Here is a 21091-nt window from a genome sequence, read left to right on the forward strand (position 1 = left end):
CCGGTCAGCGCACCGCGGTCGTGGCCCGGTCGCGACCGGTGAGGTCGGGATGCGTGGCCGGGGAGCGCCATCCGTCGGCCGTCAGGAGGTCGCGGATCGCGCCTCCTTGGAGCTCGCCGTGCTCGATGACGAGCGCTCCCCCGGGGCGCAGCAGCCGTCGGGCGGTGAGGGACAACGCCCGGACGAGGTCGAGGCCGTCCTCGCCGCCGTACAGGGCGAGCGAGGGATCGTGCAGGCGCACCTCGGGGTCGCGCGGGACCATGCCGACGGGCACGTACGGCGGGTTCGACACCACGACCGAGACCGTGCCGTCGAGTTCGGGAAGGGCGTCGGCGAGGTCGCCCTCGACGAGGCGCACGTTGTCGACGCCCACCGCGGCGATGTTGCGACGGGTCCACACGGCCGCCTCGGGAGACAGCTCGACGGCGGTGACCGTCGCCGTCGGCACCTCGGAGGCCATCGCCAACGCGAGGGCTCCGCTGCCGGTTCCGAGATCGACGGCGACGGGCGACGCGTCCGGCACGGCGCGGAGGGCGTCGATCGCCAGTTGCGCGACGCCTTCGGTCTCGGGCCGCGGGACGAAGACGCCGGGCCCCACGTGCAGCTCGAGGTGTCGGAAGGACGCCCGCCCCGTGATGTGCTGCAGGGGCTCGCGGGAGGCGCGGCGCGTGATCACGGCGACCAGCGCCTCCTGCTCGTCCGTCGTCAACGACGCCGCGGTGACGGCCTTCGCCCGGACGACTCCCCTGGCCAGGCCCGTGACGTGCGCGAGCAGGAGTTCGGCGTCGACGTCGGGCGACGGCACCCCGGCGTCGGCGAGGACGGCCGACGCGACCCGGAGGGCCGCGTCGACCGTCGTCACGCCGTCGAAGGCCGTGGCGATCGCGTCGGTCACGACGCGGTGTCGCCGATCTCTGCCAGACGTGCCTCTTCGTCGGCCTGGATGCACGACTCGACCACGGGGTCGAGCGCACCGTCCATGACCGCGTCGAGGTTGTACGCCTTGTAGCCGGTGCGGTGGTCGGCGATGCGGTTCTCGGGGAAGTTGTAGGTGCGGATGCGCTCCGACCGGTCCATTCCCCGGATCTGGCTCTTGCGGGCGTCCGACGCGATGGCCGCCTGCTCTTCTTGCTGACGGGCCAGGATGCGGGCACGCAGGACGCGCATGCCGGCCTCGCGGTTCTGCAGCTGGCTCTTCTCGTTCTGCATCGCGACCACGATGCCCGTGGGCAGGTGGGTGATGCGGACGGCGGAGTCGGTCGTGTTGACCGACTGGCCGCCGGGGCCGCTCGACCGGTAGACGTCGATCTTGAGGTCGTTCTGGTTGATGTCGACCTCTTCGGGCTCGTCCACCTCGGGGAACACGAGCACGCCCGTGGTCGAGGTGTGGATCCGCCCCTGCGACTCGGTCGCCGGCACCCGCTGCACGCGGTGCACGCCGCCCTCGTACTTGAGGTGCGCCCAGACGCCCTGCGAGGGGTCGGACGCGTTCGACTTGAGCGCGACCTGCACGTTCTTGTAGCCGCCGAGGTCGGAGTCGTCGCTCGCGATCATCTCGGACTTCCAGCCCTTCGACTCGGCGTAGTGCAGGTACATGCGCAGCAGGTCGGCCGCGAACAGGGCGCTCTCGGCCCCGCCCTCGCCGCCCTTGATCTCCATGATCACGTCGCGCCCGTCGTCCGGGTCGCGCGGGATCAGGAGGCGCCGCAAGCGTTCCTGGGACTCGTCGAGCGCCTGCTCGAGGCCGGGCACCTCGTCGGCGAACGCCTCGTCCTCTTTCGCGAGTTCGCGCGCGGCCTCGAGGTCTTCAGCCGCCTGCTGCCACGCCGAGTGGGCAGCCACGATGCGGCTGAGCTCGGCGTAGCGGCGGTTGATCTTCTTGGCGCGAGCGGCGTCGGCGTGGACGGCGGGATCGCTGAGCTGCGTCTGCAGGTCGTCGTGCTCGGCCAGCAGCACGGCCACCGACTCGAACACGCTCAGTGCTCCTTGTGGCCGGAGTCGTGTCCGTTCGAGGCGGGGACCGACTTCTGGACCTGGACGAGGAACTCGACGTTCGACTGCGTCTCGCGCAGGTTGCGCAGGACGATCTCGAGGGCCTGCTGCTGGTCGAGTCCGGCCAGGGCCCGGCGCAGGCGCCACGTGATCTTGACCTCGTCGGGGCTGAGCAGCATCTCTTCACGACGCGTGCCCGAGGCGTTCACGTCGACGGCGGGGAAGATGCGCTTGTCGGCCAGGTGGCGCGACAGGCGGAGCTCCATGTTGCCGGTGCCCTTGAACTCCTCGAAGATGACCTCGTCCATCTTCGAACCGGTCTCGACGAGGGCGGTCGCGAGGATGGTCAACGAGCCACCGTTCTCGATGTTGCGCGCCGCGCCGAAGAAGCGCTTCGGCGGGTACAGGGCCGACGAGTCAACGCCACCCGAGAGGATGCGGCCCGACGCGGGTGCGGCCAGGTTGTACGCACGGCCGAGACGCGTGATCGAGTCGAGCAGCACGACGACGTCGTGGCCCAGCTCGACGAGGCGTTTGGCGCGCTCGATGGCCAGCTCGGCGACCGTGGTGTGGTCTTCGGCGGGGCGGTCGAAGGTCGAGGCGATGACCTCGCCCTTGACCGTGCGCTGCATGTCGGTGACCTCTTCGGGGCGCTCGTCGACGAGCACGACCATGAGGTGCACCTCGGGGTTGTTGATCGCGATGGCGTTGGCGATCGACTGCAGCACGAGGGTCTTGCCCGCCTTCGGCGGCGAGACGATGAGACCGCGCTGCCCCTTGCCGATCGGCGACACGAGGTCGATGATGCGGGTCGAGAGCTTCTGGGGCTCGGTCTCGAGACGGAGGCGCTCCTGGGGGTAGAGCGGGGTCAGCTTGCTGAACTCGACGCGCTTGGCCGCCTCGTCGACGGGCTGGCCGTTGATCGAGTCGATCCGGACGATCGCGTTGTACTTCTGGCGCCCCTGGCCCTGGTCGCCCTCGCGGGGCTGACGGATGGCACCGACGACCGCGTCGCCCTTGCGCAGGTGGTACTTCTTGACCTGGCCCAGCGAGACGTAGACGTCGCTCGCACCGGGCAGGTAGCCCGTGGTGCGCACGAAGGCGTAGTTCTCGAGGACGTCGAGGATGCCCGCGACGGGGATGAGGACGTCGTCCTCGCCGATCTCGGGCTCGACGTCGTCGTTCTGACCACCACGCCCACGCTTGCGGTCACGCTGACGGCCACGGCCCTGTCGGCCGCCCTCGTCGTTCTGACCGCCGGACTGGGGACCGTTGCCGGACTGCTCACCGCGGGCGGCGTCGTTCTTCTCGCCGGCCTCGCGCTGGGCCTGCTGGTCGGCGCGCTGCTGCTCGCTGCGCTGCTGACCGTTCTGCTGCTGGTCGCCGCGCTGCTGGCCGTTCTGCGGGGCGTCGACCTTCTGGGCGCCGTTCTGCTGGCCACCGTTCTGGTCGGCCTGGGCCTGCTGCTGACCGCCCTTGCCACGGTTGCGGTTGCGGCTCCGACGGCCACCACCCTGCTGGCCACCGTTCTGCTGGTCGCCGTTCTGCTGCTCGGACTGGGCCGGGTCGGACGCCTGCTGGTCGGTCTGGCCCTGCGGGTCGGAGCCGACCTCGTCGGTGGACGCGGTCGGAGCCGTCTCGGTGGACGCCGACTCGTCGGCGGCCGGGGTCTCGACGGACGCACCGGGCTGCGCCGCGTCGGCGGCGACGGACGCGTCGGAGGCGCGGCGCGAGCCACGACGGCGGGACGGGCGCTCGGAGGCGGCGACCGGCTCGGTCGGAGCCTGTTCGGTCGGGGACTGCTCGGCGGCGGGGGCCTCGACGGTGGCGGCTTCGGTGGCGGGAACCTCGACGAGAGGAGTGACACCGGTCTCGCCGGCGTTGACGTGCTCGCCGGCGGCACGGGACTCGGGAGCCCCGGCCGCGGACGTGGCCCGACGCGAGCCGCGGCGGGCGCGGGTCGGTGCCTCGGCGGGCTCGGTGGCGGCCTCGACCACGGGAGCCTCGGCGCCCTCGGCGACAGCGGTCTCGACCGAGGCCGGGACGCCGGCGTCGACGACCCCGTCGAGCGTCGGCTGGGGGGCGACCTCGACGGCGGCCCCCTCGCCCTGCTTCGCCGCGATGGCGGCGACGAGGTCGCCCTTGCGCAGCTTCGAGATGCCGCTGATGCCCAGCGACGAGGCGAGGGCCTGCAGCTGGGGCAGGCGCATGGCGGTGAGTTCGGGCGTGGACGGCGCAGCGGCGCCGTTCTGGACGTCAGTCACGAGTGATGGGTTCCTTTCGCTCCCCCGCGTTGATCGGCGGGGCAGAGCTGGTCACACCTCGTGGCCTCGGACCTGCACTGAGCGGGTTCGCCCCGAGGGGGCGACCCTGTGCCGGCTCTGCCCTGAACGAGCAGCTGCCCGGGATGGGCAGGAGGCCTGGGAGGTGCGGTGCCCGCCGACCAGATCGGCAGACGAACACTGCTAGATGTGCACTACGGGATGTGCGACCCGGGGACTCGAAGACTTGTGACCCCACGCGGTAGCCCCCACGAAGAACGGCGGAGGCGAAGCTAGATGCCCAGGAAATCTGAGTTTTCTACCGGGTGCGGCACCACTGTAGCACCTTTGAGATCGACGGCCAGCATCAACGGACGCCACTCCGACACGGCGTGTTCCCGCACCAACTCGGCGGCGAACAGCCGCTGCGCCGGGTCGCTGCCGAGCACCAGGAGCGAGGGGCCGGCACCCGAGACGACGGCCGCGAGCCCGGCGTCGCGGAGCATGCGGATGAGGGCGTCGGTCTCGGGCATGGCGCTGGCGCGGTAGCTCTGGTGCAGGCGATCCTCGGTGGCCGCGAGCAGCAACTCGGGACTCTGCACGAGGGCCGCCACCAGCAGCGCCGACCTCGACACGTTGAACGTGGCGTCCTCGTGCGGCACGGAGGCGGGCTGCAGGCTGCGGGCCAGCTTGGTCGAGAGGGTCGACTCGGGCACGAACACCACGGGCGAGACCCCGCGGTGCACGAGCAGGCGCTTGTGCGACGGGCCGTGCGAGTTCATCCAGGCGATCGTGAGGCCGCCGAACAGCGCCGGAGCCACGTTGTCGGGGTGCCCCTCCATCTCGGTCGCCAGGGCCAGCAACGCCGCCGAGTCGAGCTCGACCGTGCCCTCGAGGAGCCCCTTGGCGGCCATGATGCCCGAGACGATCGCGGCCGCGGACGACCCGAGTCCCCGGCCGTGCGGGATGGCGTTGCGAGCCCGGAGGCGCAGCCCGGGCAGGGGGACGTCTACCGAGGCGAAGGCCGCGGCGACGGCCTGCACGACGAGGTTCGACCCGTCGGTGGGCACCTGACCGGCCCCGACGCCGGCGACCTCGACCGAGACGCCGGACTCATCGGTCGCCGTGACCACGAGTTCGTCGTAGAGCGAGAGCGCGAGTCCCAGCGTGTCGAAGCCGGGGCCGAGGTTTGCCGAGGTCGCGGGGACCTTGACGAGCACCGAGCGCCCGACGACCCCGGAGGTCATGCAGAGGCCGGTGCGAGACCGAGCACCTCGGCCACCCGGGCCGTGTCGCTCGCGACCACGGTCGGCTGCACGTCGCTGCCATCGGCGCGTCGCAGGGCCCACTGAGGGTCCTTCAGGCCGTGGCCGGTGACGGTGAGCACGACCGTGGCACCGGCGGGGATCACCCCGGCGTCCGCACGCTCGAGCAGACCCGCCACGCTGATGGCCGACGCGGGCTCGACGAACACGCCGACCTCGGCCGAGAGGATCTTCTGCGCGGCGAGGATGGCCTCGTCGGTGATGGCGCCGAACCAGCCGTCGGTCAGGTCGCGCGCCTCGAGGGCGAGCTGCCACGAGGCGGGGTTGCCGATGCGGATCGCGCTGGCGATGGTCTCGGGGGCCTTGACGACCTCGCCCGCGACGATCGGCGCCGAGCCGGCGGCCTGGAAGCCGAACATGCGCGGCAGCTTGGTGGCGCGCCCGATCTCGAGGTCCTCGCGGTAGCCGCGCGTGTAGGCGGTGTAGTTGCCGGCGTTGCCGACCGGGATGAAGTGGAAGTCGGGGGCGTCGCCGAGCACGTCGACGACCTCGAAGGCTCCGGTCTTCTGGCCTTCGATGCGGTCGTTGTTGACCGAGTTGACGAGGTGCACCGGGTAGTTCGCGGCGAGGTCGCGCGCGATGTCGAGGCAGTCGTCGAAGTTGCCCTGGATCTGCAACAGCTGGCCGTCGTGCGCGACGGCCTGGCTGAGCTTGCCCATGGCGATCTTGCCCTCGGGCACGAGCACGGCGGCGGTGATGCCGGCGTGGGCGGCGTAGGCGGCTGCCGAGGCCGACGTGTTGCCGGTGGAGGCGCAGATGACGGCCTTGGCGCCGTGCTCGACGGCCTTCGAGATGGCCATCGTCATGCCGCGGTCCTTGAAGGAACCGGTCGGGTTCATGCCCTCGTACTTGACGTAGACCTTGGCACCCGTGCGGTTCGACAGCGCCGGAGCCGGGATGAGCGGCGTTCCGCCCTCGCCCAGCGTGACGATCGGGGTGGCGTCGGTGACGTCGAGACGGTCGGCGTATTCGCGCAGGACACCCTGCCACTGGTGGGCCATCAGGCTCCTTCGACTCTCAGCACGCTCGTGACGGAGTTCACGACCGTGGCGTTCTTCAGGGCGGTCACCGTCGCGGCGAGGTCGGACTCGCGCGCCCGGTGGGTGCCGATGATCAGCGTAGCGGTGGCCACGGCGTCACCCTCGACCGTGACGCCCGGCGTCGCACCCGACGTCTGCTCGACGCTGTGGACGCTCACGCCGTGGTCGCTGAGCACCCCGGCGACCTCGGCGAGCACACCCGGCTGGTCCGCCACGTCGAGCGTGATCTGGTACCGGGTCGACACACGGCCGATCGGCAGGACGGGCAGGTTCGCATGGGTGGACTCGGCGACGCCCGGGCCGCCGATGACGTGCCGTCGAGCGGCCGAGACGAGGTCGCCCAGCACGGCGGACGCCGTCTCGACTCCGCCGGCGCCGGCGCCGTAGAACATGAGGTCGCCGGCCGACTCCGCCTCGACGAAGACGGCGTTCTTGGCCCCGTGCACGGCCGCGAGCGGGTGGCTCGACGGCACGAGCGCCGGGTAGACGCGGGCGCTGACGCCCTCGACTCCGTCGTCGTCGACCAGGCGTTCGCAGATGGCGAGGATCTTCACGACGTACCCGGCCTTGCGCGCGGCGACCACCTGGTCGTGCGTGACGGAGGTGATGCCCTCGCGGTGCACGGCGGCGAGGGGGACGGCCGTGTGGAAGGCGAGGCTGGCCAGGATGGCGGCCTTCTGTGCCGCGTCGTAACCCTCGATGTCGGCCGTGGGGTCGGCCTCGGCGTACCCCAGGGCCGTGGCCGTCGCCAGGGCGTCCTCGAGGCTCGAGCCGTCGGTGTCCATGCGGTCGAGGATGAAGTTGGTCGTGCCGTTGACGATGCCCATGATGCGCTGGACGCGGTCGCCGGCGAGGCTGTCGCGCAACGGGCGGATGATCGGGATGGCCCCGGCCACGGCGGCCTCGTAGTAGACCTGTGCGCCGACCTGCTCGGCGGCGTCGAAGAGCTCGGTGCCGTGGCTCGCCAACAGGGCCTTGTTGCCCGTGATGACGTCGGCCCCCGAGTTGAGCGCCTGCAGCACGTAGCTGCGGGCCGGCTCGAGTCCGCCGATCAGCTCGACGACGATGTCGGCACCCACGATGAGCGACTCGACGTCGGTCGTGAACAGTTCGCGCGGCAGGTCGACGTCGCGGGGGGCGTCGACGTCGCGCACGCCGATGCCGACGAGCTCGAGCCCGGCCCCCGCGCGCCCGGCGAAGTCGTCGCCCTGCTCGAGCAGCAACCGCGCCACCTGCGACCCCACCGAGCCGGCGCCCAGCAGGGCGACCCTCACGTTGCGGTATTCGATCATGTCAGTCCGTTCTCGGGTGCTTCGTCGTCGGGGTGCGGTGCTCGCACGAGGTCAGGAGGCGCGGGTCGATCAGTCGAGGCCGGCGTCTCGGGCCAGGAGGTCGGCTTCGCTCTCGCCCCGCACGATCACGCGGGCCCGGCCGTCACGGACGGCCACGACGGGGGGACGCCCGACGTGGTTGTAGTTGCTCGCGAGGCTGTGGCAGTAGGCGCCCGTGGCGGGCACGGCGAGCAGGTCGCCCGGGGCGACGTCGCCGGGCAGGTAGTCCGCGAGCACGACGAGGTCGCCGCTCTCGCAGTGCTTGCCGGCCACGCGCACGAGTGCGGGCGGAGCCGAGGAGGTGCGGTTCGCGATGCGCACGGAGTAGTCCGCCGCGTAGAGGGCCGTCCGCGCGTTGTCGCTCATGCCCCCGTCGACGCTGACGTACCGTCGCACCGCGGTGCCCTCGTCGGAGGAGACCGTGACGTCCTTGATGGTGCCGACCTCGTAGAGCGTGGTGCCGGCGGGGCCGACGACGACGCGCCCGGGCTCGACCGCGAGGAGCGGCACGTCGATTCCGAGGCGGAGGCACTCGGCCTGCACGATGTCGACCAAGGCGACGGCGAGGTCGTCGAGCGGGCGGGCGTCGTCGGCGCTCGTGTAGGCGATGCCGAAGCCGCCGCCGAGGTTGAGCTCGGGGACCGGGCCGGACGCGAGCAGGTCTGCGTGCACGGCGAGCAGGCGACGGGCGGCCTCGGCGAAGCCGTCCGAACCGAAGATCTGTGAACCGATGTGCGAGTGCAGTCCCACGAACTCGAGTGAGGGCTGCCGTCGGATCGAGCCGACGATCTCGGCGGTCTCGGAGAGCGGGACGCCGAACTTCTGGTCTTCACGGGCGGTGGCGAGGTACTCGTGGGTGGAGGCGTGCACGCCCGAGTTGACCCGCAGGCGCACGCGCTGGACGCGCCCGTGACGCTCGGCCGCCGCGGCGACCCGGCCGACCTCGGCGGCGTTGTCGAGGACGACGGTGCCGATGCCGGCCTCGACCGTGCGGTCGATCTCGGCGAGCGACTTGTTGTTGCCGTGGAACCCCATGCGGGCCGGGTCGACGCCCGCGGCCCGGGCGACGGCGAACTCGCCTCCGGTGCAGATGTCGACGGCCATGCCCGCCTCGGCCACCCAGCGGGCGACCTCGGCCGAGAGGAACGCCTTGGCGGCGTAGTAGACCGTCGCCGTCGTGCCGATCCGGGCTGCCTCGCGCTCGAACGAGCGGACGGCCTCGACGGCCCGGGTGCGGGCGTCGTCCTCGTCGAGGATGTACAGCGGGGTGCCGAACGAGGCCACGAGGTCGGAGACCCTGACGCCGCCGAGGACGAGTTCGCCGTCGGGCGACCTCTGGGCCGAGGCCGACCAGACCGCCGGGTCGAGGGCGTCGGCGTCGGTCGGCTCGACGAGCCAGGCAGGGGCCAGGGGGTTCGGGGACACGCGGACCTCGGGGGTTCGAAGGACGGGGAACGACATCAGAGCCTACCCACCGCCGGCGACCGTGACGGCCACGGTCGGGACGTCCTCGACGGCGCGGGCGAGGTCAGGAGCAGGAGCCCTTGGTGCCGATGCCGCTCGACGAGATCGGCAGGCCCGGTGAGGTCACGTCGAGGGTCGCCGCCGACGACGTAACCGCGACGCCGGTCAGGGTGGTGCCCTGGGGCAGGTACTGCGCGGCGCAGACGTCGAAGGCGTAGCCACCGATGAAGGGCGCGAGGTCGAGCGACACCGACGTGTCCCGGAGCGAGGCCGTCGTCGGCGTGAGCGAGATGACCCGGCCCTCGCTCGTGATCGAGGGCGTGGCGACGACGTCCACGGGGACGACCGTGTTCACGAGCGGGATCGTGAAGTCGCGGGCGTAGGTGACCTGTCCGTCGCCGAACGAGATGGCCCCTCCGCTTTCCTGCACGGCCGCGAGACCGTTGACGGTCGCCGAGTCGGCGGTCACCGTTCCGGTGATCGCGCCGGTCGAGCCGCTGAGGTCGGTCGGGACGTCTCGCACGTCGAAGTCGAATGAGAGCCCGCCCGACGACCCCGCCGACGAGATAGTGGCCTGGTCGATGCTGCCCTGCACGAGCTGCCAGAGCATCGAGAAGCCGCCGATCTGCACGTCGACGGGGCCGGCGGCGTCACCGAGCTGCTGCGAGATCTGCTTCTCGGCCTGGTCCTCGGCGACGGTCCGGACCACGAGGTCGGCGACCACGGCGAGGATGCCGAGGACCACCACGAGACCGACCAGCACGAAGAGGAAGATGCCGAAGCCTCGGCCCCGACGGCGGGCGACGGGCTTGGCCTCGAAGAAGTCGGAGTCGATGTCGCTCATCGGGCCATCTTGTCAGCCGGGCGGCGAGGATCGCTCACGCCGCGCCTCCTGCGGTCGAGACCGAGGAGGCGCGGCGCGGGAGGTCACATGCGGTCGGGTGCCGAGACGCCCAGCAGGCGGAGCCCGTTGCGGATGACCTGGCCCGCCGCGTCGTTGAGCCACAGGCGGGTGCGGTGCAGGTCGGTGACCTCGTCGTCGCCGAGCGGCGTGACGCGGCAGTTGTCGTACCAGCGGTGGTAGGTGCCGGCGAGCTCTTCGACGTAGCGCGCGACACGGTGCGGCTCGCGGAGTTCGGCGGCCTGCACGACGACGCGCGGCAGCTCGGACAGGGCGCCGAGCAGGGCGCTCTCGGTCTCGTGCGTGAGCAGCGACGCGTCGAACGCGTCACGCGTGACCCCGGCGGCCTCGGCGTTGCGCGCCACCGCGCGGGTGCGGGCGTGGGCGTACTGGACGTAGAAGACCGGGTTGTCGTTGCTGCGCTTGGTGAGCAGGTCGAGGTCGATGTCGATCGAGCTGTTCACCGGGCTGCGGACCAACGAGTACCGACCGGCGTCGACCCCGACGGCGTCGACGAGGTCTTCCATCGTGACGACGGTGCCCGCTCGCTTGGACATGCGCATCGGTTCGCCGTCGCGCAGCAGGTTGACCATCTGGCCGATGAGGATCTCGAGGTTGACGCCGGGCTCGTCGCCGAACGCGGCGCACATCGCCATCATGCGACCGACGTAGCCGTGGTGGTCGGCGCCGAGCATGATCAGGTTGCGCTCGAAGCCGCGCTCGCGCTTGTCGAGGTAGTAGGCCAGGTCGCCGGCGATGTAGGCGGCCTCGCCGTCGCTCTTGACGATGACGCGGTCGCGGTCGTCGCCGAACTCGGTGGTGCGCAGCCAGGTCGCACCCTCGGACTCGTAGACGTGGCCGAGTTCGCGAAGGCGGGCGACGGCGCGCTCGACGGCCTTCGACTCGTGCAGCGAGTTCTCGTGGAAGTAGACGTCGAAGTCGACGCCGAAGTCGTGCAGCGAGGACTTGATGTCGGCGAACATGAAGTCGACGCCGACCGAGCGGAAGAGCTCTTGCGCCTCGTCACGGGGCAGGTCGCGCACGTCGCCGTCGAAGGTCGCCTCGACACGCGCGGCGATCTCGGCGATGTACTGCCCGCCGTAGCCGTCGTCCGGGGTGGGCTCGCCGAGCGAGCTCGCCAGCAGGCTGCGCGCGAAGCGGTCGATCTGCCCGCCGTGGTCGTTGAAGTAGTACTCGCGGGTGACGAGCGCACCCTGGGCCTGGAACACGCGGGCCAGGCTGTCGCCCACCGCGGCCCAGCGCACGCCGCCGAGGTGGATCGGGCCGGTGGGGTTGGCCGAGACGAACTCGAGGTCGATCGTGACGCCGCGGTAGTAGTCGCCGCGACCGTACGCCTCACCCTGCTCGACGATGGACCGCGCGAGCAGACCCGCGGCGGCGGCGTCGAGGCGGATGTTGATGAACCCGGGGCCCGCGACGTCGACGTCGGCGACCCCGTCGACCTCGGCCAGCTCGGCGGCGATCTCGGTGGCGAGCTCGCGCGGGTTCGTGCCGACGCGCTTGGCGAACTTCATCGCCACGTTGGAGGCCCAGTCACCGTGCTCGCGGTTCTTCGGCCGCTCGAGCGCCACGTCGCCGTCGGTCACCGCCACGTCGACGGTGCCTCGGCGCTCGAGGACGCCCTGGACGACGGCGAGCAGGGACGTGGAGAGTTCGGCGGGAGTCACGAGGGTCGATCTTACCGGCAGCCACGGGGCCGACGACGAGCCCGCCGTCGGTGATGATGGGGGGATGAGCCCTGCCCCGACCCGCTCCCCCGTCGTCCTGCGCACCCTCGTCGTGACGGGCGCCCTCGCCCTGTCCCTCACCGCCTGCACGGCCCCGTCGCAGGCCGCACCGAGCGCCACGCCGACGTCGGGCGCGCAGGCCTCCGCCACCCCCGGCGCGACGCCGACCGCGACGCCGACGCCCGACCTCGTGAGCACGCCGTTCACGATCGACTGCGACGACCTGCTCGACACCGGGTCGCTCACGTCCTGGTACCCGGGCTTGGCGACCGTGCCGGACGACCGCGCGAGCGGCGACGAGAGCCGCGACGGCGAGGCCCTGCAGCAGGTGGCCGACGCGGACGGCACGACGTGCACGTGGCAGGACTCCAGCGGCGCCACCGTCACGGTCGGCGTCGCGCACTTCGACCCGGACAGCCTCGACGAACTGGCCAACGAGCTCGTCGCCACCAGCAACTCGGTGCCGACCTTCGGCGTCGAGGGCTACTTCGACACCCCCGGCGAGATCGGGACGGCCGAGGCGTTCTCGTCCCCGGCCTTCGTCGTGGCCCGCTCGACGACGTTCCTCGAACCCGGCGACGCCGAGCCGGTCGTGTCGGCCGTGCTCTCCGCACTGGAGCAGGTCGGCTGAGACCTGGGGCGGGAGTCCCGAGGGCGGGAGGCGCGCTCGGGTGAGGGGCGCGGCCTAGGCGACCAGCGCCTCCTCGTTCGTTCGCGAGGCGGCGGTCGCGGCGAGGCGCCCCGCCTCGACAGAAGCTGCCAAGGACGCCAACAACGCCTCGAGCTGACCGACCGGGGCTCCTTTGTCTTCGGGGTGCCACTGCACGCCGACGACCGGGGCCGAGTCGTGCTCGACGGCCTCGACGGTGCCGTCGGAGGCGCGGCCGACGACGCGGAGACCCTGGCCCAGGCGGCCGACGGCCTGGTGGTGCGCACTCTGGACGACCGGCTCGGCGCCGAGGGCGCGGGCGAGGCGACTGTCGGGCTCGAGACCGACGGCGTGCGGGTGCATGAGCTGATCGACCGGGGCGTCGGGGGTGCGGTGCACCCCGTCGTGGTCGTCCAGGTGCTGCACGAGGTCCCCGCCGAGGGCGACGTTGATCACCTGGTGGCCGCGGCAGACGCCCAGCAGCGGGGTGTGGCGGGCGATCGCGCGGCGCACGACGGCGAGCTGGGCCTCGTCGGCCACGGGGTCGTGGCGACCCTCCCCCGGGTAGCCGGTCGCGCCTCCGTAGAGACGGGGTGAGAGGTCCTCGCCGCCGAGGACGACGATCGCGTCGGCGTCGGCGGTCACGCGCAGCAGCTCGTCGGTGCCGAGGTCGCCCGCGGCGAAACGCGTCGCCTGCCAGCCCGCGGCCTCGGCGGTCGCCCTCACCCGGGAGTTCATGTCGTCGACGTAGGCGTGGTACTCGGGAGCGTGCGGCCGGTGCCTCGTGACCTCGACCACGGCGAGACGCATCGAGGCGACGGCGGGGTCGCTCGGGCGGTTCGACGGGGCGCGGTACGAAGTCATGCCCCCATGCTGCCGTCGGGGCCGACGGCCTGCCAGGTGCGTGTCGCCGCGTTACGTCCGCGCCGCGGCCGCGCAGTCGGTACCAGCCGTGACGGTCAGGGCCACAAGGAGGCGCGGGTCCAGCCGTCGCCGTCGCGGTCGTACCGCAGCCGCACCTGGTCGCGGCCCGTGGTGGCCTGCCAGAACTCGATCGACGTGGGGTCCACCCGCCAGGCGGTCCAGTCGTCGGGCACGAGGGTGTCGTCGGACTCGATGGCCGCCTTGGCCTCGGCCAGACGACGACGCGTCTCGGCCTCGTCGGTGATCGGACTGCTCTGCGGCTGCGTCATCGCGACGGCACGGGAGTCGGGGTGGCGAGCGGTGAAGTCCTTCTCGCTGACCTCGCGCGGGCCGGGCGTCGCCCGACCGAGCACACGGACCTGGCGGCCCTGCTCACGCCAGTAGAGGGTGAGGGCCACCCGGGGGTTCTCGGCGATCTGGCGACCCTTCGGGCTGATCGACGAGGTGGCGAACCAGAGAGCGCCGTCATCGACGTCCTTGAGCAACAGGGTTCGGGCCGTCACGTCGCCGTCGGACGACGAGGTCGAGATGACCATGGCGTGCGGCTGGGCGACGTCCTGGTCGACGGCCTCGACGAGCCACGCGACGAACTGGTCGACCGCGTCGTCGGCCACGTCGTCGACGTCGAAGGTGGGCAGCTCGGGGTGGAAGACCTTGGCCGAGCGGAGGCGCTCGCGCAGGGTCGGGCCGTCGGGGTCGGTGCGGTCGGAGCGGATGCCGTTCTCGGCTCGGTCGGTGCTGGTGTCGTCGGTCACTCCCCCACGATGCACCCCCACACCGTCGGGTCGTCCCAGACGCGGCCGATTCGCTGCTAACCTGGACGACGTTCCCGGGCCCCCATAGCTCAGGGGATAGAGCACTGCCCTCCGGAGGCAGGGGCGGCAGTTCGAATCTGCCTGGGGGCACCACATCTTCGCTCTCGCGACAGCGTCCCTCTCGGGTCAGTTCTCCCCTCGCGACCGTCTCGGAACCGAGGCCATGCCGATGCCGGGCCCGGTCAGTCGGGCTGCTGGCGGCGCGCGCGGTCGGCGTCGTCGCGCTCGAGCTCGCGGCGGAGGACGCGCTCGGGGACGGCGACGTGCTCGGCGGCCTGTCGCATGCTGGCACCCTCGGCACGCAGCTGGCGGGCCGCGTCGAGGCGGCGTCTCGAGACCGGGGGCTTCGGGGTCTGCGCCACCCGCGCCTCCTGCCGTTTGCGGGTCTCGGCGCGGTGCAGCTCGCCGCCGACCTGCTCGTCGAAGCGGGCCAGGGCGGCGGTGACGCGGAAGAAGAAGCGGCCGTAGGCGTTGAGCTCGTCGATCTGCTCGTCGATCGAGCGGAAGGCGACGCCGAGCGCGTCGAGGGTCGCCATCACGCCGACCAGCTCGGCGACCGAGCGGCCGATGCGGTCGACGTTCGTCACGACGAAGACGTCGCCCTCGCGCAGGCTGCCGATGGCCTTGGCGAACTCGGGGCGGGACTGCCTGGTGCCGGTGGAGTGGTCGACGAAGACCTGCTCGCAACCGCCGACCCGGAGGCGCTCCGTCTGCCGGTCGGACGACGGGTCGTCTCGCGAGATGCGGGCGTACCCGACGACGGTCACGGGGGGCCTTCCGACGAGAGTGGGCGGACAGAGAGGTGAGGCCTCGCCGACGGCGAGGCCTCGAGGACGGTCGCCCGAAGGCACCCGTCAGTGGATCGTCGTGCTCAACTGTAGGTGAGCGCGATCACCGCGACGTCGAGCGTTCGGTACGAACCCTCGCGCCGGACGGCGGTGCGGACGCGGCCCCGCAAGACCTCGAACAGCCCGTCGGTCTCGTGCACGAACCCGATCACTCCGGCGGTCGGCGTCGACACGCGGTGGTACCCGTCGCCCAGCGGGACGACCTCGGCCCGGGACGTGCGCTCCAAGACAGCACCCATGATGTCTCCTCAAATCGTTCTCCGGCCCGTCTGGTGGGCCGTGATCGCAGCGTACCCCGCACATGGGGTACACGACCTTGCGGAGTTGTCAGGCTCGTCGTCTCGTTCGCTCCGCGGACAGCGGCGGACCCGGCGCCGCCCGATCAGGCCGCCGGGGCCTCGGGGAGGGCCCCGCGACGTCGCCGACGACCGGCCGCGATCGTCACCCCGACGCTCGCCGCGGTCACGCAGGCCAAGGCCACCACCTCGCGCACCCCGAGCGCCTCACCCAGCACGACGAGCCCGGCCAGGGCGGCCACCGCCGGCCCCAGGCTGGACAGCACCCCGAACACCCGGGTCGGCAGTCGCCGCAGCGCCACCGACTCGAGGGCGTACGGGATCGCCGAGGTCAGCGCCGCCACCACCAGGAAGACCAGCAGGAGGCGCGGGTCGGCCCGGACGGCCACCGTCGCGTCGTGTGCTCCGAACGGGACGACCACGAGGGCGGCGACGAGCATGGCGGTCGCGAGGGTACCCATGGGGTCGCGACCCCGACCCAGGGACGCGTTGGCCAGGATGTAGCAGGCCCAGAACGCCCCGGCACCGAGGGCGAGCAGCACACCGGCGATCGGGATCGCCCCGGTCGAGTCGGAGCCGAGCAGCACGACCCCGGCGAGGGCGAGCAGGGCCCAGGCCGCGTCCCACCACCGCCTCGTCTGCACGAGCGCCACGACGAGCGGACCCAGGAACTCGAGGGTGACCGCGACCCCGAGGGGTACGACGTCGATCGCGAGGTAGATGAGCGAGTTCATCCCGGCCAGGGCGAGACCCAGCACGATCACGCCGAGCCACGTGCGGCGGGGCCACCGCCAGGGGCGCGGGCGGAAGACCAGCACCAGCAGGGTCGCGCCGAACGCGAGGCGCAGTGCGGCGGCGCCCAGGGGCCCCAGGGCCTCGAAGTGCGTCTTGGCCAGGGCCGCCCCGAACTGCACCGAGACGATCGCCGCGACGGCGAGCAGGGGCGACGGCACACGGCCGAGGGGGCTGGGGTTCACGGGGCTCCGGGTTCGTCACGGGGTGCGCGGCGGCACAGTACGATCGTGGCATGAGTGACGCCTTCTCCGTCATCTCGCCGGTGGTGGAGCTCTTCGGCTGGTTCGGGTTCATCGTCGGCACGCCCTTCCTCGTGGCCGGCTGGGTGCTCCGACGCCGTGCGACCCGCCTCGAGAGCACCGTCGGTGTGGTCATCCCGCCGCCCGACTGGGCCCGGGCCGCGACCGCCCGATGGATGGACGTCGACGGGCAGCTGCACGAGACGCAGTTCGGTGACGTCCCGGTGACGACGCCGCTCGAGACCGAGCTCACCGTGCACTACGACCCGGACCGCCCGCACCGTGCCCGCGTCCACCCCCCGCACGACGACGGACGGGCGCCCCGCACCGTGGGGGTCGTGCTCTACGCGGTCGGCGCGGTCTGCGCCGTCGCGTCGGTCGGTCTGCTCTTCGTCTCCTGACCCGTCCCGTGACCGGGTCGTCGTCGCCCGATCCGTGCGCACCGCGACGCGGGCAGTCTGACGGGGGCCGTCGATAGACTCCCCCGCAACGAGCGAGGGGAGCGTCGTGAGCACGAGATCGACGACCGGCCGACGACCGACGAGCCGAGCGGTCACCGCCGTGTCCACGGCGATGCTGACCTTGATCGGTGCGATCGCCCTCGGCGTGGTCCCCGCCCAGGCGGTGGAGCCGGTCGACCTCTCGGGCGCCTACGTGGTCGACCAGGCCGACGTTCTGTCGAGTGCGGACGAGACCGAGGTCGCCGACGCCCTCGACCAGCTCTCGACCGACACCGGCGTCAACCTCTTCGTCGTCTACGTCGACTCGTTCTCCTCCCCCGCCGACCGTACGGCCTGGGGTGAGGCCACGGCGTCCCTGAACCAGCTCGGCACGAACGACGTCCTGCTCTCGGTGGCGGTCGACGACCAGCTCTACGACCTCTCGGCCGACACGTCCGTGATCTCGGAATCCGACCGACAGGTGCTCCAGACCGACGTCGTCGTGCCCGAGCTGCGTGACGGCGACTGGGCCGGCGCCGCCGTCGCCCTGGCCGACGGCATCCGCAGTGACGAGGCCGGCCCCGACCTCAGCTGGGTGCTCTGGGCGTTGCTCGTGCTGGTCCTCGTCGCGGCGGCCGTCGTCGTGGTGTTCGTGGTCCGCCGGGCACGACGTCGACGCCGCGAGCTCGATGCGCAGAAGGCCGATCAGGACGAACTCGACAAGCGCGCGGCACGCGTGCTCGTCGCCCTCGACGACGAGTTGACCGCGGGCGCGCACGAGGTCGGCTTCGCCGCCGCACAGTTCGGCGATGACGCGGCCCGGCCCTTCGCCGAGGCACTCGACGCGGCCCGGGTGCACGCCCGCGAGGCGTTCGCCCTGCAGCAGAAGCTGGACGACTCCGTCCCCGACTCTCCCGAGCAACGCCGCGAGTGGACCACCCGCATCATCGAGTTGTGCGAGGCGGCCGACGCGTCGCTCGCCGAGCAGTCCGCCGCGTTCGACGAGCTGCGAGAGGCCGAGAGTCGGGCTCCGCGCGACGTGGCGGCCCTCCCCGGCGAGATCGAGACCCGACGGGCCCGGCTCGTGAAGGCCCGCACCGTCATCGGCGAGCTGACCACGATCTACTCGGCGCGCGCGGTCGCGTCGATCGACCAGAACGACGACCAGGCCGATCGCCTGCTCGAGTTCGCCGACGAGCGGACCCGCACGGCGGCGACCGCGGTGGCGTCGTCCTCCACCTCGGAGGCCGTCATCGCCGTCCGTGAGGCCCGGCAGGCCCTGGCGCAGGTCGACCAGTTGCTGAGCGCGGTCGACGGGGCCGCCGAGTCGCTTCGGACGGCGGGCAGCACCATCTCGGCGATGACCCTCGACCTGCGGCGGGACATCGCGACGGCCGAGGGCCTGCCCGACGGCTCGGCCCCGCAGGGCGTCGACGTCGCCGGCTCCGTCTCGGCCGCACGGGCCTCCGTCGCGCTGGCCGAGACGACGACCGACGACCCGCTCGCCGTCGTCGCCTCGCTCGGTGCCGCGAACGACCGCATCGACCAGGTGCTCGCCGCCGTGCGCGAAGACACCGAGAAACAGCGCCGGGCCCAGGCGGCCCTCGACCAGGCGCTGATGACTGCACGCAGCCAGATCAGCGCCACCCGCGACTTCATCGAGACGCGTCGCGGCGGCATCGGCCCACAGCCGCGCACCCGGTTGTCCGAGGCCGAACGCCACCTGGCCACCGCGGTGTCGCTCGCGACGTCCGACCGCGACGCCGCCTTGTTCGAGGCCCACCAGGCCGTCCAGCTGTCGCAGGCTGCAGCGGCCGGCGCCGAGGCCGAGGTCTCGTCCTACCAGCAGGCGACCCCGTTCGGAGGCGGCATGGGCACCCGCGGGTCGGCCGGGGCCGACCTCGGCGGCATCGTCACCGGCATGTTGCTCGGTGGACTCTTCAGCGGCGGTGGCGGCGGCTTCGGTGGTGGAGGCGGCGGCTTCGGCGGGGGCGGCGGAGGCGGCTTCGGCGGCGGGGGTGGCGGAGGCGGCCGCAGCTCCGGCGGCGGCCGGTTCTAGGCCCGCCCGTCACGTTCCCCGCCGCACCCCGCCCACCCGCACCAGCAGCACCACGAGTACGACGATCACCACTCCACGGCACCACCTCTCGAAAGGACGCACCATGGCAAAGCAGTCGATCTTCGGACGCATCGCGCAACTGACCCGCGCGAACATCAACAGCCTGCTCGACCAGGCCGAGGACCCCAGCAAGATGCTGGACCAGATGGTCCGCGACTACACCAACAGCATCGCCGAGGCGGAAGAGGCGGTCGCCACCACCATCGGCAACCTGCGCCTGCTCGAGCAGGACCACGCCGAGGACGTCGCCGCCGCCGCGGACTGGGAGCGCAAGGCACTCGCCGCGAGCAACAAGGCCGACGAACTGCGCTCGTCGGGCAACACGGTCGACGCCGACAAGTTCGACGCCCTCGCCCGCGTGGCCCTCGGCAAGCAGCTGCAGAGCGAGAAAGAGGCGAAGACCGCAGAACCGCAGATCGCCTCCCAGACCGACGTCGTCGACAAGCTCAAGACCGGGCTCACCGGCATGCGGTCCAAGCTCGACCAGCTCGCCGCCAAACGCGACGAGCTCAACGCCCGATCCAAGACCGTCGAGGCGCAGACCAAGGTCGCCGACGCCGTCCAGAGCATCGACATCCTCGACCCGACGAGCGAGATCAGCCGCTTCGAGGACAAGGTCCGCCGCGAGGAGGCGAAGATGCTCGGTCGTCAAGAGCTCGCCGCCTCGAGCCTCGACGCGCAGTTCGAGAGCCTGGACGACCTCGGCGAGCAGACCGAGGTCGACGCCCGCCTCGCCGCCCTCAAGCTCGGCGCGCTCGACAAGTGAGCCAGCCGCTGCCCCGCACGCCGGCACCGGTGGACGTCCCGCCGGTGCCGGCGCGCCGGGCGGCACCCCGCCTGATGGGCGTCGACGTCGCCCGCGGCCTCGCCGTGATCGGCATGTTCGCCGCCCACATGTGGCCCCGGCTGCTGCTCGACGAGCGCGTCTTCGACGGGCGGTCGGCGATCCTCTTCGCCACCCTCGCCGGGGTCTCGCTCGGTCTCGTGTCCGGAGGCGCCCGGCCGACGCCCCGCGGCGGTCGAGGGCGGGTCGTCGGCGGCATCGCCATCCGGGCCGGCCTGCTGATCGTGCTGGGCCTCGCACTGCAGGCCTGGAACCCCTACCTCCTGGTGATCCTGCCGTACTACGGCGTCATGTTCGTCCTGGCGCTGGGGCTGCTCTTCGCCCCCCGGGCCGTGCTGCTGGCGGCCGCCGCGCTGCTCGCCGTCGTGGCCCCGTGGCTGGCATCGTCCGTCCCCGTCGACGCCTACGGCGACACCGCCCTGTCCGGCGCCGCCGGCCTCGCGACCCAGGCCCTCCTGGTCGGCGCCTACCCGGCGCTGGTCTGGACGCCCTTCCTGCTCGTCGGACTCGCCGCGGCACGCTCCGACCTGACCCGCACCCGCACCCAGGTCACGCTGCTCGTCGTCGGGACGTCGGCTGCGATCGTGGGGTACTCGGCGCGCTTCCTGCCCGGCGCCTCCTCGGTCCCCTGGCTCGACCCGGCCGACCACGAAGGCATGCCGGCCGAGATCGTGGGCTCGGGCGGCGTCGCCGCCGCCGTGCTCGGGCTGCTCTTGCTCGCCACCACCGCGCGGCGTCCCGTGACGCCCCACGGCCGGGGACGAGGAGGCGCGGCCGCGGTCGTCCGCACCGTCCTGCGACCCCTCGCGGCCACGGGCGCGCAACCGCTCACCGTCTACACGGCACACGTGCTGATCACCGCGCCGCTGTTCACCGTGTACCGGCTGTCCGACCCGACCGCCGCCTACGGCCTGCCCCTGGGCCACCTGGTCGGCGCCGTCGTCCTCACGCTCGTCTACGCCACGCTCTGGCAGCGGTTCGTCGGGCGTGGGCCCCTCGAGCGCGCGGTCGGAGCACTGAGTCGCCCCTGGGCCTGGAGCACGGGCACCCGCTCGTGACA

General features: G+C 72.3%; 19 protein-coding genes and 1 tRNA gene. 6 read left to right on the plus strand and 14 right to left on the minus strand.

Going from position 1 to position 21091, the window contains the following annotated elements:
* Positions 1-4: 4 nt before the first annotated feature.
* From prmC to argS, 9 genes are all read right to left on the minus strand, one after another.
* Positions 5-895: a peptide chain release factor N(5)-glutamine methyltransferase gene (gene prmC / locus SJY14_RS11025; RefSeq protein WP_396598918.1), complete on the minus strand. Its 891-nt coding sequence runs from the start codon at positions 893-895 to the stop codon at positions 5-7.
* Positions 892-1974, minus strand: a complete 1083-nt coding sequence (gene prfA / locus SJY14_RS11030) for a peptide chain release factor 1 (RefSeq protein ID WP_071253933.1) — start codon at positions 1972-1974, stop codon at positions 892-894. Before prfA ends, prmC begins: the two co-directional genes overlap by 4 nt.
* A 2-nt stretch (positions 1975-1976) precedes the next feature.
* Positions 1977-4256, minus strand: a complete 2280-nt coding sequence (gene rho, locus SJY14_RS11035) for a transcription termination factor Rho (RefSeq protein ID WP_396598919.1) — start codon at positions 4254-4256, stop codon at positions 1977-1979.
* 290 nt (positions 4257-4546) lie between these two features.
* Complete coding sequence (gene thrB / locus SJY14_RS11040; protein ID WP_396598920.1) at positions 4547-5500, minus strand: homoserine kinase; 954 nt, start codon at positions 5498-5500, stop codon at positions 4547-4549.
* Positions 5497-6579, minus strand: a complete 1083-nt coding sequence (gene thrC, locus SJY14_RS11045) for a threonine synthase (RefSeq protein ID WP_054145791.1) — start codon at positions 6577-6579, stop codon at positions 5497-5499. Before thrC ends, thrB begins: the two co-directional genes overlap by 4 nt.
* Positions 6579-7910, minus strand: a complete 1332-nt coding sequence (locus SJY14_RS11050) for a homoserine dehydrogenase (protein ID WP_071253939.1) — start codon at positions 7908-7910, stop codon at positions 6579-6581. The genes thrC and SJY14_RS11050 overlap by 1 nt, the downstream gene beginning before the upstream one ends.
* 69 nt (positions 7911-7979) lie before the next feature.
* Positions 7980-9410 (minus strand): diaminopimelate decarboxylase, encoded by a 1431-nt coding sequence (gene lysA, locus SJY14_RS11055; protein WP_396598921.1) that lies wholly within the window; start codon positions 9408-9410, stop codon positions 7980-7982.
* Positions 9411-9477: 67 nt separating this feature from the next.
* A complete protein-coding gene (locus SJY14_RS11060; protein WP_071253943.1) occupies positions 9478-10257 on the minus strand; it encodes a DUF2993 domain-containing protein in 780 nt (259 codons plus the stop codon).
* An 83-nt stretch (positions 10258-10340) separates the two neighbouring features.
* Positions 10341-12002: an arginine--tRNA ligase gene (argS, locus tag SJY14_RS11065; protein WP_071253948.1), complete on the minus strand. Its 1662-nt coding sequence runs from the start codon at positions 12000-12002 to the stop codon at positions 10341-10343.
* 64 nt (positions 12003-12066) lie between these two features.
* Here argS and SJY14_RS11070 point away from each other — a divergent pair, with 64 nt between their 5' ends.
* Entirely contained in the window at positions 12067-12693 is a 627-nt protein-coding gene (locus SJY14_RS11070) for a hypothetical protein (RefSeq protein WP_396598922.1), read from the plus strand.
* Positions 12694-12747: 54 nt separating this feature from the next.
* Here SJY14_RS11070 and SJY14_RS11075 read toward each other — a convergent pair whose 3' ends face one another.
* Both SJY14_RS11075 and SJY14_RS11080 read right to left on the minus strand, forming a co-directional pair.
* On the minus strand, positions 12748-13575 hold the full coding sequence (locus tag SJY14_RS11075; RefSeq protein WP_396598923.1) for a gamma-glutamyl-gamma-aminobutyrate hydrolase family protein: 828 nt from the start codon (positions 13573-13575) through the stop codon (positions 12748-12750).
* Positions 13576-13670: 95 nt separating this feature from the next.
* A complete protein-coding gene (locus tag SJY14_RS11080) occupies positions 13671-14390 on the minus strand; it encodes a pyridoxal 5'-phosphate synthase (protein WP_396598924.1) in 720 nt (239 codons plus the stop codon).
* Between the two features lie 78 nt (positions 14391-14468).
* On the opposite strand from SJY14_RS11080, the gene SJY14_RS11085 reads away from it, so the two are divergent.
* Positions 14469-14543 (plus strand) — tRNA-Arg (locus SJY14_RS11085).
* An 89-nt stretch (positions 14544-14632) separates the two neighbouring features.
* Here SJY14_RS11085 and SJY14_RS11090 read toward each other — a convergent pair.
* The 3 genes from SJY14_RS11090 to SJY14_RS11100 all read right to left on the minus strand — a co-directional run bounded on the left by SJY14_RS11090 (position 14633) and on the right by SJY14_RS11100 (position 16571).
* Complete coding sequence (locus tag SJY14_RS11090; RefSeq protein ID WP_071253952.1) at positions 14633-15217, minus strand: recombinase family protein; 585 nt, start codon at positions 15215-15217, stop codon at positions 14633-14635.
* Between the two features lie 104 nt (positions 15218-15321).
* Positions 15322-15537 carry a hypothetical protein gene (locus SJY14_RS11095; protein WP_396598925.1) on the minus strand — a complete coding sequence of 72 codons (216 nt, stop codon included), beginning with the start codon at positions 15535-15537 and terminating at the stop codon, positions 15322-15324.
* Between the two features lie 143 nt (positions 15538-15680).
* Entirely contained in the window at positions 15681-16571 is an 891-nt protein-coding gene (locus tag SJY14_RS11100; protein WP_396598926.1) for an EamA family transporter, read from the minus strand.
* A gap of 50 nt (positions 16572-16621) precedes the next feature.
* Between SJY14_RS11100 and SJY14_RS11105 the strand changes: the two genes are divergently transcribed.
* From SJY14_RS11105 to SJY14_RS11120, 4 genes are all read left to right on the plus strand, one after another.
* Positions 16622-17029: a hypothetical protein gene (locus SJY14_RS11105; RefSeq protein WP_396598927.1), complete on the plus strand. Its 408-nt coding sequence runs from the start codon at positions 16622-16624 to the stop codon at positions 17027-17029.
* Positions 17030-17135: 106 nt separating this feature from the next.
* Positions 17136-19127: a TPM domain-containing protein gene (locus SJY14_RS11110; RefSeq protein WP_396598928.1), complete on the plus strand. Its 1992-nt coding sequence runs from the start codon at positions 17136-17138 to the stop codon at positions 19125-19127.
* A 103-nt stretch (positions 19128-19230) separates the two neighbouring features.
* Complete coding sequence (locus SJY14_RS11115; protein ID WP_054147486.1) at positions 19231-19953, plus strand: PspA/IM30 family protein; 723 nt, start codon at positions 19231-19233, stop codon at positions 19951-19953.
* Complete coding sequence (locus SJY14_RS11120) at positions 19950-21089, plus strand: DUF418 domain-containing protein (RefSeq protein ID WP_396598929.1); 1140 nt, start codon at positions 19950-19952, stop codon at positions 21087-21089. Before SJY14_RS11115 ends, SJY14_RS11120 begins: the two co-directional genes overlap by 4 nt.
* The last annotated feature ends 2 nt before the right edge of the window (positions 21090-21091 follow it).

The sequence above is a fragment of the Frigoribacterium sp. R86507 genome (genome assembly GCF_044597695.1).
Classification (GTDB): Bacteria; Actinomycetota; Actinomycetes; order Actinomycetales; family Microbacteriaceae; genus Frigoribacterium.

Excerpts from the sequence above, each read along its gene's own strand:
- thrB (WP_396598920.1), bottom strand. The coding sequence starts at position 5,500 with ATGACCTCCGGGGTCGTCGGGCGCTCGGTGCTCGTCAAGGTCCCCGCG.
- thrC (WP_054145791.1), bottom strand. The coding sequence starts at position 6,579 with ATGGCCCACCAGTGGCAGGGTGTCCTGCGCGAATACGCCGACCGTCTC.
- SJY14_RS11050 (WP_071253939.1), bottom strand. The coding sequence starts at position 7,910 with ATGATCGAATACCGCAACGTGAGGGTCGCCCTGCTGGGCGCCGGCTCG.
- lysA (WP_396598921.1), bottom strand. The coding sequence starts at position 9,410 with ATGTCGTTCCCCGTCCTTCGAACCCCCGAGGTCCGCGTGTCCCCGAAC.
- SJY14_RS11060 (WP_071253943.1), bottom strand. The coding sequence starts at position 10,257 with ATGAGCGACATCGACTCCGACTTCTTCGAGGCCAAGCCCGTCGCCCGC.
- SJY14_RS11070 (WP_396598922.1), top strand. The coding sequence starts at position 12,067 with ATGAGCCCTGCCCCGACCCGCTCCCCCGTCGTCCTGCGCACCCTCGTC.
- SJY14_RS11075 (WP_396598923.1), bottom strand. The coding sequence starts at position 13,575 with ATGACTTCGTACCGCGCCCCGTCGAACCGCCCGAGCGACCCCGCCGTC.
- SJY14_RS11095 (WP_396598925.1), bottom strand. The coding sequence starts at position 15,537 with ATGGGTGCTGTCTTGGAGCGCACGTCCCGGGCCGAGGTCGTCCCGCTG.
- SJY14_RS11105 (WP_396598927.1), top strand. The coding sequence starts at position 16,622 with ATGAGTGACGCCTTCTCCGTCATCTCGCCGGTGGTGGAGCTCTTCGGC.
- SJY14_RS11115 (WP_054147486.1), top strand. The coding sequence starts at position 19,231 with ATGGCAAAGCAGTCGATCTTCGGACGCATCGCGCAACTGACCCGCGCG.